General features: G+C 55.7%; 11 protein-coding genes and 1 pseudogene. 9 read left to right on the top strand and 3 right to left on the bottom strand.

Annotated features, from left to right (window positions below; genetic code table 11):
* The first annotated feature begins 16 nt into the window (after positions 1–16).
* The 8 genes and pseudogenes from KY379_RS23250 (at position 17) to KY379_RS23215 (ending at position 5,781) form a co-directional block, all read left to right on the top strand.
* The gene (locus tag KY379_RS23250) at positions 17–520 is read left to right on the top strand and encodes a nucleoside deaminase (RefSeq protein WP_261241537.1); all 504 of its coding nucleotides are present in this window, start codon (positions 17–19) and stop codon (positions 518–520) included.
* Positions 517–867: a hydroxyisourate hydrolase gene (locus tag KY379_RS23245; RefSeq protein ID WP_261241538.1), complete on the top strand. Its 351-nt coding sequence runs from the start codon at positions 517–519 to the stop codon at positions 865–867. Before KY379_RS23250 ends, KY379_RS23245 begins: the two co-directional genes overlap by 4 nt.
* Before the next feature lie 353 nt (positions 868–1,220).
* Positions 1,221–1,349, top strand: a complete 129-nt coding sequence (locus KY379_RS23240) for a hypothetical protein (RefSeq protein WP_261241540.1) — start codon at positions 1,221–1,223, stop codon at positions 1,347–1,349.
* A gap of 169 nt (positions 1,350–1,518) precedes the next feature.
* Positions 1,519–1,782 carry a DUF3077 domain-containing protein gene (locus tag KY379_RS23235; protein WP_133328916.1) on the top strand — a complete coding sequence of 88 codons (264 nt, stop codon included), beginning with the start codon at positions 1,519–1,521 and terminating at the stop codon, positions 1,780–1,782.
* A 270-nt stretch (positions 1,783–2,052) separates the two neighbouring features.
* Complete coding sequence (gene dusA, locus KY379_RS23230) at positions 2,053–3,063, top strand: tRNA dihydrouridine(20/20a) synthase DusA (protein WP_196172124.1); 1,011 nt, start codon at positions 2,053–2,055, stop codon at positions 3,061–3,063.
* 120 nt (positions 3,064–3,183) lie between these two features.
* Positions 3,184–4,110, top strand: coding sequence for a transaldolase (tal, locus tag KY379_RS23225; protein WP_261241541.1), 927 nt, complete (start codon positions 3,184–3,186; stop codon positions 4,108–4,110).
* Between the two features lie 188 nt (positions 4,111–4,298).
* Positions 4,299–5,234 (top strand): annotated as a pseudogene (locus KY379_RS23220) (alkaline phosphatase family protein); the annotation flags it as partial.
* Positions 5,235–5,469: 235 nt separating this feature from the next.
* Positions 5,470–5,781: a hypothetical protein gene (locus KY379_RS23215; protein ID WP_080604804.1), complete on the top strand. Its 312-nt coding sequence runs from the start codon at positions 5,470–5,472 to the stop codon at positions 5,779–5,781.
* A 250-nt stretch (positions 5,782–6,031) separates the two neighbouring features.
* Here the strand turns inward: KY379_RS23215 and KY379_RS23210 are convergent, their stop codons facing one another.
* The 3 genes from KY379_RS23210 to KY379_RS23200 all read right to left on the bottom strand — a co-directional run bounded on the left by KY379_RS23210 (position 6,032) and on the right by KY379_RS23200 (position 13,720).
* Positions 6,032–7,510 carry a multidrug DMT transporter permease gene (locus KY379_RS23210; RefSeq protein ID WP_261241543.1) on the bottom strand — a complete coding sequence of 493 codons (1,479 nt, stop codon included), beginning with the start codon at positions 7,508–7,510 and terminating at the stop codon, positions 6,032–6,034.
* A complete protein-coding gene (locus KY379_RS23205) occupies positions 7,468–11,892 on the bottom strand; it encodes an ATP-binding protein (RefSeq protein WP_261241544.1) in 4,425 nt (1,474 codons plus the stop codon). Before KY379_RS23205 ends, KY379_RS23210 begins: the two co-directional genes overlap by 43 nt.
* A gap of 364 nt (positions 11,893–12,256) precedes the next feature.
* A complete protein-coding gene (locus KY379_RS23200; RefSeq protein WP_261241545.1) occupies positions 12,257–13,720 on the bottom strand; it encodes a KAP family NTPase in 1,464 nt (487 codons plus the stop codon).
* Positions 13,721–14,386: 666 nt separating this feature from the next.
* Here KY379_RS23200 and KY379_RS27515 point away from each other — a divergent pair.
* Complete coding sequence (locus KY379_RS27515) at positions 14,387–14,653, top strand: antitoxin Xre/MbcA/ParS toxin-binding domain-containing protein (protein WP_368736592.1); 267 nt, start codon at positions 14,387–14,389, stop codon at positions 14,651–14,653.
* The last annotated feature ends 513 nt before the right edge of the window (positions 14,654–15,166 follow it).

The raw sequence follows: 15,166 nt of genomic DNA, 5'->3' as shown, positions 1-15,166 counted from the left end.
CCAGGGAGAAACATCCATGACCTCAGCCCCCCACAACGCCGGCCTATCCGAGCGGGACCTGGACCTGCTGCGCCAGTCGATCCGCCTGTCCGAGCAATCCCGCGAAGAGGGACGACACCCGTTCGCCGCCCTGGTCGCAGACGCCGAGGGCCGGGTCATCGCCAGCGCCGGCAACAACTCCATGCCGCCGGAGGGCGACCCGACCCAGCATGCCGAACTGGTCGCAGCGGCCCGCGCGGCCAAGCTGCTGACCCCGGAGCAACTGGCAAGCTGCACGCTGTATACCAGCGCCGAGCCTTGCTGCATGTGCGCCGGCGCGGTGTACTGGACCGGAATCGGCCGGGTGGTCTATGCGCTATCGGAACATGCGCTGCTTGGCTTGACCGGCGCCCACCCGGAGAACCCCACCTTCTCCCTGCCCTGCCGCGAAGTGTTCGCCCGCGGCCAGCGCATCGTGCAGGTGCATGGTCCGGTGCTGGAAGATGAGGCGGCCCGCGCTCACCATGGCTTCTGGGCATGAGCGGCGGCGTCTCGCTGCATGTCGTCGACATTGCCAGCGGGCGCGCTGCCCAAGGGCTGCGCGTGAGCATCGCGGTGGTCGGTGGGGTGCCAATCGCCGAAGGCACCCTCGATGATCGCGGGCAATGGCCGGAACTGGCTGCGCTGAGTGAGCGGTTTGCTGTGGGCGTCTATGAAGTGCGTCTGCAGGTGGCGCAGTTCTATCGCCAGCTTGGCAGCGACTTGCCCGACGTACCGTTTCTTGACGAACTGGTGTATCGGTTTGGCATCGGGGATGCGCAGGCGCATTATCACTTGCCCTTCAAGATCACGGCCTGGGGGGTCAGCTGTTTTCGGGGAGGAGCTTGACCAGAAGCAAGTCCTGACGCTTGGGAAGCCTGGATCAAGGCCGAGTGGAAATGGGCCTGACATTCAGATTGTTCCTATTTCTTGTAGGCCGTTTCCGAAACACACTTCCAGGCCGTTCGAGCCATTGCAGTGATTTGGTTTGCGCCCTAGTCTCGGGTGGTCGTCGCAATACGGCGACCGGCTTTGACAGGCCGTCTAGGTTTGAACAACATGGCTTCGTCTTTATGGCGGCTGTGCATGGGGCACCTCTGTGTGCGCCGGAAATTGTTCTCCTAGCCGGTCTGTCAACCCATGTTCAGCTGCCACCCTCTGTTTGACAGCAGGCGGTGGTCGGCCTATCTAGGAGAACGAGAATGTTGAAGATAGTCCCCGACCCACCCCACCACCACCGCTCCCTCGACAGCCTGCTGATGCTGGCCACCCACGATTGGCTCGGCTCCGACGTTGCCCACCAACGCCCAGCAGATTCACTGCAGCGCTAATCACCAAACCCGTTTCGCCTGAGCTGGCCTCATCGCCGGCAAGCCCGCGACCACCATCAGGCCGCCCAAGTCGAGAATACCGAGGCTGGGCCTGTAGGCGTGCGCTTGCCTTCGACAGACCGGGGCGTAGGGTCAGCTCAGGCACCTGGACGTTCAGGGAGAGAGAATGATGACCAAGGAAAGAGAAAAAACCACCGTCGGCGAAATCAAGTTCTACCAAGGGGAAAACCAGACCCAACCGTTATTTTGCATCGAGCCGGGCATTCCCTGCCATTTCGCTCGGGAACAGGCGTCGGAGCTGCTGGGCTATGCGCAGGAATTGACCTTGACCGGGCTGCTCGATGAAAAGCCGCATTTGATCTGGGCTTCGCATTATCTGGGGGCCTTGGCCAAGGCGCTGATGGATGATGCGGAGTTGGGGATGATGCGGTGAGTCCTTCAGCGGTGTGCTGACTGGGCCGGCCCTTTCGCGGGCAAGCCCGCTCCCACAGGTTCGGTGTGGGGGCTTAAAATCAGCTTTCCTGATAGACTATCGCCCCTTTTTCCATCTGCGCGGTGCACGCCGGGGCACGCTTTTGCCTCGGCAAACCGGGTTGGCTTTATGTGGTTTTTTGCGACATCACCATGTTCGATTGCTACATGTGAGCAACCGAAGTGGTACACCAGCGCAAACCGCAGCACAGCAGTAAACGAGAGAACCGAAATGCACCCGAAACCAGCAGAAGCCCCTGCAAACGTCGCCGATCCGGTCATCCGGAGGTTCTCCGTTGCACCGATGATGGACTGGACAGACCGCCACTGCCGCTTCTTCCTGCGCCTGCTGTCCAAACACACCCTGCTCTACACCGAAATGGTCACCACCGGCGCCTTGCTGCACAACGACGCCCAGCGCTTCCTGCGCCACGATGTTTCAGAGCATCCCTTGGCCCTGCAATTGGGTGGCAGTGCGCCGGCTGATCTGGCCGCCTGCGCACGCCTGGCCGAGCAGGCTGGCTACGACGAGGTCAACCTCAACGTCGGCTGCCCCAGCGACCGGGTGCAGAACAACATGATCGGCGCCTGCCTCATGGCCCATCCGGGGTTGGTGGCAGACTGCGTGAAGGCCATGCGCGATGCGGTCTCGACGCCGGTCACGGTCAAGCACCGGATCGGCATCAATGGCCGCGACAGCTACGCCGAGCTGTGCGACTTCGTCGGCCAGGTCCGCGAGGCCGGCTGTCGCAGTTTTACCGTGCATGCGCGCATCGCTATCCTCGAAGGCCTGTCGCCCAAGGAAAACCGCGAGATTCCACCGCTACGCTACGACGTGGCCGCACAGCTGAAGGCCGATTTCCCCGACCTGGAAATCGTCCTCAACGGCGGCATCAAGACCTTGGCGGAATGCCAGGCACATCTTGAAACCTTCGATGGGGTGATGTTGGGCCGCGAGGCGTACCATAATCCTTACCTGCTGGCCGAAGTGGACCAGCAGCTGTTCGCCAGCGACGCCGCCGTGGTCACCCGCAGCGAAGCCCTGGAACAGCTGCGACCGTATATCGTCGCCCACCTGCAAAGCGGTGGCGCCATGCACCACATCACCCGCCACATCCTCGGGCTGGGCCAAGGCTTCCCGGGGGCGCGGCGGTTCCGCCAGCTGCTGTCAGCGGACATCCACAAGGCGCCGGAGCCCCTGGTGGTGTTCGATCAGGCAGCCGAGTTGCTACAAGGGCGCTGACGGAACCCCGGGCGCGCTTTCGACTCGAAACCTCACTCCCACACCCCGCCCCGTGCTGGCCCTTGAGTGGCCGCCGGGGCTCGGGTAAGGTCGAATCATTGCACAGGACAGAGCACGCCCATGACCTCCAAGCTGGAACAACTCAAGCAGTTCACCACCGTGGTCGCCGACACCGGGGACCTGGACGCCATCACCCGCCTCAAGCCAGTCGATGCCACCACCAACCCGTCCCTGTTGCTCAAGGCCGCGGCCATCCCTGGCTATGCCGACTTGCTCAAGCAGGTCAAAAGCGACGCCAAGGGCAATGTCGACCTGGCCTGTGACAAATTCGCCGTGGCCGTCGGCGCGGGTATTCTCAAGGTCATCCCAGGGCGCATTTCCACCGAGGTGGATGCCCGCCTGTCCTTCGACGAACCGGCCCTGTTGAACAAGGCCCGCCAACTGATCGATCAATACGAAAAAGCTGGCATCGGCCGTGATCGCGTGCTGATCAAGCTGGCTTCGACCTGGGAAGGCATCCGTGCCGCCGAGAAGCTGGAAAAGGAAGGCATCCAGACCAACCTCACCCTGCTGTTCTCCTTCGCCCAGGCCCAGGCATGCGCCGACGCCGGGGTGTTCCTGATTTCGCCATTCGTGGGCCGCATCTACGACTGGTACAAGAAGAGCACCGGCCAGGAGTACGTGGGCGCCGAAGATCCGGGCGTGCAGTCGGTCACCCGCATCTACGACTACTACAAGACCAACGGCTACGACACCGTGGTCATGGGCGCCAGCTTCCGTAACATCGGTCAGATCGAACAGTTGGCCGGCTGCGACCGCCTGACCATCAGCCCTGAGCTGTTGCAACAGCTGAGCGACGATCAGGGCGAGCTGCCTCGGGTACTCAAGCCAGGTAACGCCGGTGAGGCCAAGCAGGTACTCAACGAGAGCCGGTTCCGCTGGGCGATGAACGAGGACGCCATGGCCACCGACAAGTTGGCCGAAGGTATCCGCCAGTTCGCCCGGGACCAGGAAAAACTCGAGAAGCTGATGGCCGACAAAGCCTGATACACATCCGGTTTGCCTGACGGGCGGGAAATGTTCAGCATTTTCCGCCCGTTTCGTTTGTGCACGACGCGTTCGAGCCAGCCCTACAGAAACGCCCGTCAGTCACGAAACGGCGCCAGACCTGTGGGAGCGGCGGTTCGGCGCCCCGGCTTGCCCGCGAATGGCCCACCACGCCACCAGAGCTGTCGATGACCTTGTCCTCTTCTTTGCCCCTCGTTCTCGCCGGCCCAGTGCTACGCCGCCTGGAGCCGCAACGCCTGGCCATCTGGCTGGTCGCCACGCAGCCCGAGCCGCCCACCTTCAGCATTGACCTTCCTCAGACGACACCGGAGGTCCATTGCCAGACCTTGCCGATCGGCACGCAGGCCTTCGTTCACTTGCTCGACGTGCATTTCAGCCGGCCCCTGCCCTCGGATGTCGCGCTGGAATACGATGTGCGCCTGGCCGGCCAGGGTATCGCCGAGTGGGCACCGCACCTGCTCTATCCCGGCCAGCAATGCCCCAGTTTCGTACTGCGCGGGCGCCTTGACCAGTTGCTCCACGGCTCATGCCGCAAACCGCATCATCCAGCGCGAGACGGCATGCTCTGCGCCGACCGATTGCTGCAGACCTGCCCACGCCCTGAACAACGCCCAGCCCTGCTGATGATGAGCGGCGACCAGGTCTACGCCGATGACGTCGCAGGGCCGATGCTCTGCGCCATCCATGGGCTGATCGCCCGCCTGGGGCTGTTCGAGGAGCAACTGCAAGGCGCACGGGTCGCCAACAGCGCCGACCTGTACAACCACCCTGCCTGCTATTACCACCGAGCCGACCTGCTGCCCGCCCAGGCCCGAAACGAAAGCCTGCGCGAGCGTTTCTTCGGCGGCAAACGCAAGCCGATATTCTCGTCCAGCAACGCCGACAATCACCTGGTGACCTTCGCCGAGGTCATGGCCATGTACCTGCTGGTCTGGTCGCCCATTCCCTGGCGCCTGGTGAGCCTGGACATGCCGGCAGGCCTGAGCCGGGAGCGGCAGGTGCGATATCGCCAGGAACTGCCGCTGATCGAGGCCTTCGCCGCCGACCTCGGCCCGGTCGGCCGGGTAATGGCCCATCTGCCGTGCCTGATGATCTTCGACGATAGTCCGAACGTAGGGGTGCGGGCAGCGTAATCCGAACGTACAGCAGTTATGGACACCATCTCATCCCTGCCTGCCTGGGAAAGACCTTCAACGTCCTGATTTCCATCCATGCGAACATGAGTGACTACAACTACGTTAAGTCGGTGAACGTCTTGAAATGCTTCGGCTAGCCTACGCTCCGTCCTGGAGGCTGTATGCTGAAAGCGAAAGTCAGGGGCATTTGTAGGAGTCAGCGATGAAAATAACCGGAAGAGCTGAGGTCGAGACCGTTACAGACGTCGTGTGCGATGTATGCCGTTGCTCCACCCGCTTGGATACTGGCGGGCATCAGTTCGGCACCCTACAAGCACATTGGGGCTATGGCACTGCCCATGATGGGGAGCGCTATGAGCTGCACCTGTGTGAGGATTGCTTCTTCCAAACATTGGCTTACCTCAAGCAGGAACGGCGAACTCAACATCTGTTCAGCGAAGATGGCCAGGATCTCACCGATAATCTCGGCCTGGTCGCAAAGAATGATTATTTCGGCGATGCCGGGAGCCGGTAGATACTCTCTGCAATTCGCAAGCGGTGGGATATGAAATAGTGCTTGCCCAACACACCTCGCGTGGTTAAGGGTGATCGCGTCCACTTGAAAATACGCGGGCACCATCGCCTTTAATACTGGAATACGGAAGGTAACTTGGCAGGACGCTTACCATAATTCAGCTTCACATCATCATTATCGTACGCATCGATCTGGACCTTTTAACGCCTCGATTTAGTGACGAACGCGTGCTCACAAAAATACCTCCATATCAAACGAACAATGCACCCATCGTTATGGTTTCATCGAAGCTGCCAAAGCTGTTGTGGCGGCTCAGAGTTCTGACCTTCCATAAGTAGAGTGACCGCACTCCCGGAGTTTCAAAAATAGCGCCTTCGCGATACGAAGTTCCTCGGGAAATCAGAGCTGAACCACAGTGACCACCAAACTGCGTAGGTCGTGCCACTCCCCATCCAGCGTTCCAATAACAGAGACTCGCAACCACTTGTTCACGATCCTTGATCACCAACCTGCCATGATGGGGTGAAAGTTCTGCCCCGTCTTTGCCTGGCAGTGTCGGCATCATCAAGCGCTCGGGGTACAAATCGTGTTGAAGGTATCCGATACGATCGAAGTCGAGCGGCGCTGAAAGCGGCCATGCTTTGCTTTCGCCGTCAAGGATACTGTTGAAGCCACCGGGAAGCGACAACAAGGTCGACACACCCAAGGGCTCAAGAGCGGAGCTACGAATTCCTGGTCGGTAATGCCAATAATCATCTAGATGTAAAGCCAAGTCCTCATCCGCAATACTGCTGCCAACAGCCTGTGACCATCGAACACAAGAGACCTCTACGCACCGCTCCCTCGATATCACTATAGGAGAGGCGAAAGCGATCAGCTCGCCACCTTCTTCTGCTTGGACCTGCATAAGCATTTCTTGTAAAGACGCTTGAATCAATGCACTGTCGCCCTCAAAGTCTGTCGCCTGAGGAAACCACTGTGGCCGTTGCGGGGTGAGAAAGGCTAATGTCGGATGGATTGGTAATGCCAGCAAAGCTCTATCCACTGCGGATGGCATGGGTATTCCCCAACACTCAGTCGCGACCGCAATAGTTCGGAGATAAGCGGAGATGGAGCGAAGTGCTGTACGCGAAGAAAGGTGCCCTACAAACCCCTCTCCTAGTGGGCGGATGAAGTGCCCGAGGTTTCCTTGGAATGGTGCCTCTGGGTACACAGAGTGGTTTAACGTCCACTCAAACGCCATTTGTTGAAGAAACGGCAGGCCAGTTTGGTATTCAAGATTAATCATTGTAGTTCTGAATATCCGCGGCAAATCAGAACCTTGTACATCCTCAAAATCTTGGGGGATATCGAAGTCGACCGGCACCTCAATTAGGTTCGAATCTCCAAGGGGTTTGCAAACACCTAGACTGTCCAGAAGTAAGTCCGCAAGAATGGATGATCGCTGGATACTTTCGCCAAGTTGCGCAGGCGCCTTGTAACCATTGCTTCTTGCTGCAATCCAGAATATGCAGAGGATCTCGATTACTTCTGCCTCCAGCCGACAGGATTTCAATAGCTGGATCAATGCTGCCTCAGCTTCCGCTGTTGATCTCCCCAAGCACGCGGCCAGCTCTTGCATAGCCCACCATCTGGCAGTTGTAGACGGCCAGCCTAGCCTGGCAATCAGAATTCGAAGCTCGTCCATTAATGCTCCACCGATGTAGAAGTTGTTAATGCCGACGCCCATCGCGGGGGTTCTAGCGGTAGGGTACGGGTGTCGTCAATAACGCAATTGACCATCATCTCGGCGAAAGCGACTGCCTCCGCAATCCGGTTCTGTCGCGCGTAGAAGTAAACCATCAATTCTGAAGGTGCCACACGAGACGTTTCTGGATTGCCAAACATGCTGTAGGTCGTCTCCGCTACAAAATCGTCGCAGCGCCGCGGATAACGTCTTGCGACGAGCTCCAACCTAGACAAGGTTCTCTCCTCAGGTTCAACGAAGCCTGACCATGCGCCGTTCCGGATGTGTGCTTGCACAAGATACTTCCATGCTGAATTTAAGCCACTCAGCTTTCGTCGTGTCTCAAAGGCCAGATCCGACAGCGCAAAAACTCCGCGTCGGCGCCCTTCGTCAGATAGCAGTAAATCGTCGAGGGCAATCAGCAATTGCTGACCTTGACCAGCCTTCTCCCAGTGCTGGTACCAAGCACGAAGAACACGCTCTTGCTCGTGGTAGCTAGAACTGAGGCTATCGAGCAAGTCATCGAGTCTTGCCGGCTCGTACTTTGTGAAATCGTCCGTGTAGGGTTTGCTTTCTGTTTTGCTCCCAACCATTTCTGGTCGCATCAGAGAACCAAGGTCCCAGCCAGCGTGCTGTTCCAACACGGTAAGCCGTTCTACAGCGGTAGTTATGCCTTCTTGGTCAAGCTGTTTGATTGCCTGAGATATTTCAGGGTGGAGTCCGGTTCGCAGCACCGCATCCAAAGGCCAACTGTTTCTGATGCCCTCCATGATGTATTCCTTGAGACTATCCTCAGCCAGCGACCAGTCTCCAGCATGAATGTGCTCTTCGTACTTGATGACCAGTGCTGAAGGCTGCAGCTTAGCTAACAGACGATCAGCAGAACTAAGAACATGCCTCGTGCCCTTCCCGTCGGTGTAATCCAATACATGATGGACTTGCGGTGCAACGAGGCTGAGTAGGCGGCGCGCGTCGTCCTGGGCAACATCCGCCAAGTAGCGGATAGCGTCCAAGGTGTTGTTGAGGGTGGGGTCTTTCCGATGTGCATAGCCAGTAGTCAACTCCCACGTCTGCTTGCACAACTCACGGGCACTGGAGATTACCCCATGCCGTAGTGCAATCGCGCACAATTCCAGAGGTGTTTGAAGATGAACGCTTGTCTCATGGCGCACTTCTGCATCGAGCACTTGGCGTTGATCCTGAACAAATGCCGCTGCCGCATCGGCATCCATCGTTGTAAGCAGCCCCGCCGCGTAATCTGTACGAAATGATCCACTTTCGAACCAAGCACACCGAGAGGCCTCAGTTAGCGTGGAGTGGGTCAGTGATACATTGATGCCTGATCCGTCCAGAAGTACGCTAACTGTACGAATATCGCACGCGACTTGGTGCAATGCCCTTCGAAAATCCTCAGCTGCAGCAGTCTCATGATAATCTTGCTTCAAAAACTTGAACTCAACGGTCTCAAGCCGCTTGTACAGTTCATGGAAATCTACAAACTGCCCCTCCCACCACAACTGCGCAATCTCATCTGCAACCAGAGCGAGCTCGCTGAGGAATGCAGTAATGTTCGTTCTGTCTTTGAACACTGGGGCCGGGATGAACTCAAAAGCGGTCGCACCGGCCGCGAGCATGCTTAGGCCCAGGTGAACTGAGGAGAAAAACCAGTGGTGGACCAGCCTCGCCAAGTTGTCTTTATGCTCGTAATACTCCCCACTAAGCCATTTGATGGGAATAGGCTTGATCAATAGGCTGGCTGTGCGTGTCCAAGCTACTTCCAAAGTTGCAACCAAAGGCGTCTTGCTCAGGCAATGGAAATCCGTGCGCTCGAGGATGCTCGCTCCTGCACCTGCAGCAGCGCGAACACAGGCGTCGCTGACGAGATCCTTGCTGTGGTTGTCCGGAAGAAGGGCTGCCACCTGCATCAACTCGTCCAAATTGGCTTTTTCAACCAAAAGCTGAACCCGCGGCAACCAGACAATGGGAGTGTTTTCCGTTACAAGCCGAGCCAGCGAGTCGGCAGTGGCTCCAATAATGCCAAGCCGTGCGAACATATCTACCAAGAACTTGAACTCGTCTGCGCCGCTGGTGGAGGAATAACGATTAGAGAATCGACTCAATCCTCTGAACCGGCGAAACGCTTCCTCCGCGCATATCTCTGCCTGAACCGGGTCACCCCGGGTTTGCAGCGCCAAGCCGAGCGCCGCAAGATGTAGAACATCCGCTTCGTGCCTAGAAGCAACAGCTTCACGCACTACACTCTCCTCCCCGGTCAGAGCCAAGGTGTAGGAGATTAGGCGCGCGATGTCGTCGCCCTGCATCTGGTACTGACTGCCGCCCACCATGCGATCTTTCAGGTGCGCCAATCTATAAGATTCGGCGAATTGCTTCGTCGTCAAGGCGGCTATCAGTGCATCGGACAACAACATGTCAAAGAGCGACTCCGGGTATCCCTCCTCCAACCGCGACATGATCCAGTCACGTGTGAGGCCGCTGATAAGATTTTGGGGGGCACCTAATCGAGCCTGGACTGTCCAAAGCCAGTTGACACGCAGAGAGTTGGGGGCATCGCTCTCCAGCCAACTCGCCACTATCGGCATTAACTCAGTAATGCGAAGCATGTAGTCCGTAGTCGACCGTACAAAAACGGCCAAGCTTTCGTGAAAGACTTTCAAGCCAGCTGGAGAGGAGTGAAGCAAATGCCCGACTTTAGGGACGTCAGGTTCTGCTGAACCTACTCTACGGGCGATCTCAACAAAGGCGGTTTTAGGCCAAAAAAATGGAAAAGCACAAACTAGCCTCAACGTATCCTTCAGGCTAGGAGGAAGCCGTTCCCACAGCGATGCGTAATAAAATCTCGCATCGCGACCGAGATCTCCTTTTAGCTGGTCTACGTCGCTCTTGGAAAGCATGCCGCCCGCGTGTTCAAGCTCGGCAACGGCGTAGATTACATGCAGCGGATGGCCATTGGTTTTCGTCCGAAGCGCGGATGCGGCTTCTTGTAGTTGTCGCTCAATCTCGTGCTCATCATCAAAACCAGTTGCGAGCCTCCCTTCCTGATACACCTTCCGCAGGTGCGAAAGGACAGCATTCTCAGACATCGCGGGTAGCGTACGCCATTCCTCCTTGGGCACATAAGCGAGCAGATCTGTCGGCAACTGGGCGTCGTCGACGGGCTGGGTACCAACAAGCAGCACCATGTTCTCAGGACAGGGTATTACTTGAGAAAAAAGGTCATCCAGAGGCCGCTTATCTTCAGCGTTGTCGCGCCATACATGATCCAGCCCGTCGAGGACAACAACGAATGGCTTTCCAAGATCCTTGTAGTATGTGGCGCAGGCCTCCAGGATTGAGCGCAGATCACCTCCTCCAAACGATACGTCAGGATGGAATCGCTTCACTTGATCTTCAATCGATTGCACCACCGCATAGCTGTTGACTCGGTCACGCCCTCGCTCAGTGACAGAAAGGAAGTAATGATGCCTAACCGTAGGTATCCCCTGCTCAGCGAGGGCGTCACACAAGGCGCTCAAGTAAGTGCTTTTCCCCCGACCTGGAGGCCCAGTTAGCACCATCGCCTGCCCCGTAGTCGAAACGGCATCACGGAGAAAAGCTTCGTGAAATGTCTCATCGGGGACTTCGTAGCCCTCGGGCACGACGAAGTCTTCTGGTAACGGAGTAGGTGGCGTGGAGCGAAGGATCGCCTGTATTTGCTCTAACTTTATCCAACCGTCCGGAGGCGGAGAATTCAGTCGAGTTGCCCAATTCAGAGCAAGATTTTTAAGAGTGGCAATACCTTCGCCAGTACCGTGCTTACGCAAGCGCGCATCTATCTCGTGTTCAAGGTTGTCGAACCCTTTGTCACTATGTATGACCTGAAGATGACTGAAAAATGCCTCGCACTCCTGCTCGCCCCCCAGAGCAGCGACGATCTGAGAGCGTCTGGGTTCTGGAATTTTGATGAATGCAATCCGACCGTGCTCCAAGCAAGATTCGATTTCTGCGTCTGGACGGCGATTGGTCGTGAGTGAAAGCACGCCAATTCTGGCCGGGTCCAACGCCTGAAAGGCATCAAACCACTTCCGCAACATAGATCGAGCTTTCTCAGTCTTACCGGTTTTCTCCAAAAGCCAGCTCCAACACAGCGGATGGGCATCTGAATCTGGAGTAAACTTGACCTGTTGCAGATCAAACAGGCCGTCGGCGCGCTCCACCACGATGTCATCCAGTCCTTTAGGGGCCACTACCTCCTCATCACATTCAAACTTCACACGAGTGTAGCGAGCTGGGGCATCAAGCCAGTCACAAAGGACCCTGATCCCTTGTCGGGTCTGATAGATGTAGCCTGATGCTGTGATGGCGGTGTTCTTGATACCTTCAGACATGGAGCAACTCACTGGTTTGCCTGGTTATGGTCGGTCACGAGCTAGACATCAGCACTGGCTTATTCTGCTCAACGTGGCGATTTGTTTAAAGTACCTGCTTTTGGCTCCCTGGGCAGCGTGTAAGCCACCCATCTATCCATGGAACCGATGCGACTGATGATGCCCTTGCCCTTAATGATAAGCGAATGCAAAGACGCAACGTGAAGCACGTTGGTCCGCCCTACATTTCCAAGAGTGGCCTAGTACGCGACATTGAGTCTGAGCAATCAGGAGGTGGCATACGAACGTGACCGTGATGAGCGATTGTCATAAGATAACGCTTTCCCCACGGATGCCGTTAGACACCCATGGGTTCAGCGAGGAGTTATGAAAAATTAATTTCTCCGGCTAGTTCGATTCGATTGAAGACCACCGTGCTTATACCTCTACGCCCCCTGAACTCACGATCATCAGTGGCAAACTCCAAAACCGCCTTAATTGCGCGCTGGAATTCTGATGGATATGAAGTTTTTTCCATTTCCGCCACTTGACCATGCCATTCTTTCCAGGGAGCTAGTATTCTTTCCACACCTTCTTTTGACTGCGAGTCCATAGCCGGCCTTAGCAGATAACCAAACATGACCGCGATCCGATGCTCAAATGTGCCCTGTCCAATTCGACTGCCCGCCAAAAACTCAATCACTTCATTCGCACAAAATGGATCTTTTGAATATCGATTGTAGAGTGCCGGTGCCTCTTGCCTCAGCACTAGAAGCGGTATTATGATCGACTCATCAAGATAATGATTGGCAGGAATGCTACGAAATATTAATTTAAGCCTCCCAACCAACTGATTAACATCACGAGGTGTGTACTCAAAGCGAGACGCCAAATACGCCATCAGCTCAATGATATGCTCATGATCATACTGTCCATCTCGGCGCGACTTAAAATAACTTTCAATTTCCGGCTCATGCAACCTTACCGAGATATATTCCTTTATGGAAGGCGTCCGCAGATGGTAGTCAACGTCTATAAAGCGCTTTAAATAATGAGCCCCATTGAACGACGAACCATAGACACCCTGAATACTCTTACCTAACTGATCGCGATTCATTGAAATTATGAAAATAATGCGATCGAGATCAAAAAGATGCTTCACACGCTCTAAAGTCTCGATCGCATAGTTAGGTCGACACCTATCAAGCTCATCAATAAATATCACGAGGTTTTTTTGGCCGTCAGGCAACCCCTCCAAAGCGATAGAAAGCTGCTTCTTAAACTGTTCAAGTGATTTCTGTTTAACATTAAATCTATCAACAACATCACCAACAGCGCCTCCGACTACATCGGCCGCCAGCTTCTCAATTTCTTTGTCTATGTCTAGCAGACCAAATGAAGCGGCCTTAGCCGCAGCGACAGCTGTCGACTTAAGTATGCCAGGCACCACCTTCTTCGCTTTACTCCAGGCAGCTTTCGCTTTGGATTCATCTAGCTCAGCTGAAATCCATTTATCCAGCGTTGAAATCAGAGGCAAAAGAGGGTCTTCGGCGAAATCACTCTCCCACGCATTTAAATATAAATTAGCCACATTAATCGTTCGGAGATATTCTGACCAAAGCCTAACGAAGGTTGTTTTTCCCGCACCCCACGGAGCATCCAAACAAATAACAAGCGGGGCTTGCGCATTAACCAAGAGCGGCGTCAGATTCTCAATCTCCTTTCGCCTTGAAAGCTTGTCCTCTCCGCTCGGCCAACCGCCATCTTCTATGTCTAGCTCTTTATACCTAACAGAAAAATTTTTGTTTGCATCCGTACTACCCTGCTCCATCTCGTCATCCTTAATCATACGAAACTCATAAGTTATGCTCACCCAGGCAAGATAACACCACTTCGATGGCCAGTGGCTACTAGCATCTAGAAAAGGGGCGCGATGCATGAGGTAAGCGGCCACATAGGTGCCGCCAGCAGTACCAGCATTTCGAGTCATCCAAGACGGCGCGCCGCTACCGACGGTAGATGTGCGTGCATTACCCAATCAGATTTGTGTGGGAGGATCTGTTGCGTTACAGCAAGGAGGCCAGTGCATTAGGCATGTCAGGCATCTCATAAGCAGAAGGCGACCTAGGTAGCTAGGCTAAGAAAGGGTGCCATCCATAAGCCGTACCGTCACAGCCAATACACGGGCATAGCTGTCATACCCATATTGAATGGAGCCCACTGCAGGAGCCGAGCTATTCTGGCTGGCGTAACCAGGGTTTACGAGGTCCTTTCAGTTGTAGCTGGTGCCCCCAGGCCCTACGGGCGGAGATATGCGATGAAGGGTCGACGGAAAATAAAGACTGACAGATGGCTTCTAAAGTCGACAATTGAAGACGGCGCACGAGAGATTCTGCTTGCTCGGTCTGAGAAACAAGGAAGATTGCTCGACATTGCCGCGCAAAGCGGCAAAAAAATGGAGCCCGCTGGGCGACTGTGTGGCTGAAAGGCAGGATTCACCTTTGAGGGGTGCAACATGAACAAAACTGAAATAATCGCGTTTTGCCCCATTGCACCATTGGGTTGCTGGAGCCTCGTCCATCGGTGTTTCGTTGGAAGGTGCCAGCAGGCATTAGCACTAGCTACTCATGTGCTTGGATCTCGAACGCTTGCCGTACTCTGGCTATACAAGCCCGCCATCGGACTAGCACATCAAGTACCTTGCAGCATACTGACGACCAGATCGGGCTACGAGCAAGTGAGCACGCTTTTGGGGCGAATTGATCATTGTGTATACATTTAGGCAGACGCGCAATGAGCTGTTCTATGGCGCCGACTCGTCCGGCGGCAGCCTATAGCCTTAACCAAGGGAATCAATGGATTGAGCTCAGTCATTTACAAATTTCAGCAATCGACACGTAGTGCACGTCCGCATCATTACGACATCAAACTCCCACACATGTCACACGCTTGCGGGGTACGTCGAGGTGCTATCTCGGCACGCATGATCCTTCGCGGATCTGGCCAAAGCCGACCGCATCCAGTCAGGCATTTTGCAGTCCATAAGCTGGTTGAATTCCTCAACGCTAAGTGAGTTGGCGATCTTGCTTAACGCCAGTTCAGTCAGCTCTGCTTTGCCAAGGTACAGCAATGCCGTCAAGGCCACACCTACGTTGGTACCAGCCTGCTGGAGTCGTAACCGAGACACATGACGCAAGCGAACAACCGCGTTGCCTATCTTGAATCGCCCCTAGTTTCGTAGACACCTCCAAGCCTCATAATGAGGCCCAAATAGGAGGTGCCATGAGTCGTCAGC

It is taken from the genome of Pseudomonas sp. HD6422, assembly GCF_025377065.1.
Lineage (GTDB): Bacteria > Pseudomonadota > Gammaproteobacteria > Pseudomonadales > Pseudomonadaceae > Aquipseudomonas > Aquipseudomonas putida_U.
This window is presented reverse-complemented; position numbering and strand designations above follow the sequence as displayed.

Excerpts from the sequence above, each read along its gene's own strand:
- KY379_RS23250 (WP_261241537.1), top strand. The coding sequence starts at position 17 with ATGACCTCAGCCCCCCACAACGCCGGCCTATCCGAGCGGGACCTGGAC.
- KY379_RS23245 (WP_261241538.1), top strand. The coding sequence starts at position 517 with ATGAGCGGCGGCGTCTCGCTGCATGTCGTCGACATTGCCAGCGGGCGC.
- KY379_RS23240 (WP_261241540.1), top strand. The coding sequence starts at position 1,221 with ATGTTGAAGATAGTCCCCGACCCACCCCACCACCACCGCTCCCTCGAC.
- KY379_RS23235 (WP_133328916.1), top strand. The coding sequence starts at position 1,519 with ATGACCAAGGAAAGAGAAAAAACCACCGTCGGCGAAATCAAGTTCTAC.
- dusA (WP_196172124.1), top strand. The coding sequence starts at position 2,053 with ATGCACCCGAAACCAGCAGAAGCCCCTGCAAACGTCGCCGATCCGGTC.
- tal (WP_261241541.1), top strand. The coding sequence starts at position 3,184 with ATGACCTCCAAGCTGGAACAACTCAAGCAGTTCACCACCGTGGTCGCC.
- KY379_RS23215 (WP_080604804.1), top strand. The coding sequence starts at position 5,470 with ATGAAAATAACCGGAAGAGCTGAGGTCGAGACCGTTACAGACGTCGTG.
- KY379_RS23210 (WP_261241543.1), bottom strand. The coding sequence starts at position 7,510 with ATGGGCGTCGGCATTAACAACTTCTACATCGGTGGAGCATTAATGGAC.
- KY379_RS23205 (WP_261241544.1), bottom strand. The coding sequence starts at position 11,892 with ATGTCTGAAGGTATCAAGAACACCGCCATCACAGCATCAGGCTACATC.
- KY379_RS23200 (WP_261241545.1), bottom strand. The coding sequence starts at position 13,720 with ATGATTAAGGATGACGAGATGGAGCAGGGTAGTACGGATGCAAACAAA.
- KY379_RS27515 (WP_368736592.1), top strand. The coding sequence starts at position 14,387 with ATGAACAAAACTGAAATAATCGCGTTTTGCCCCATTGCACCATTGGGT.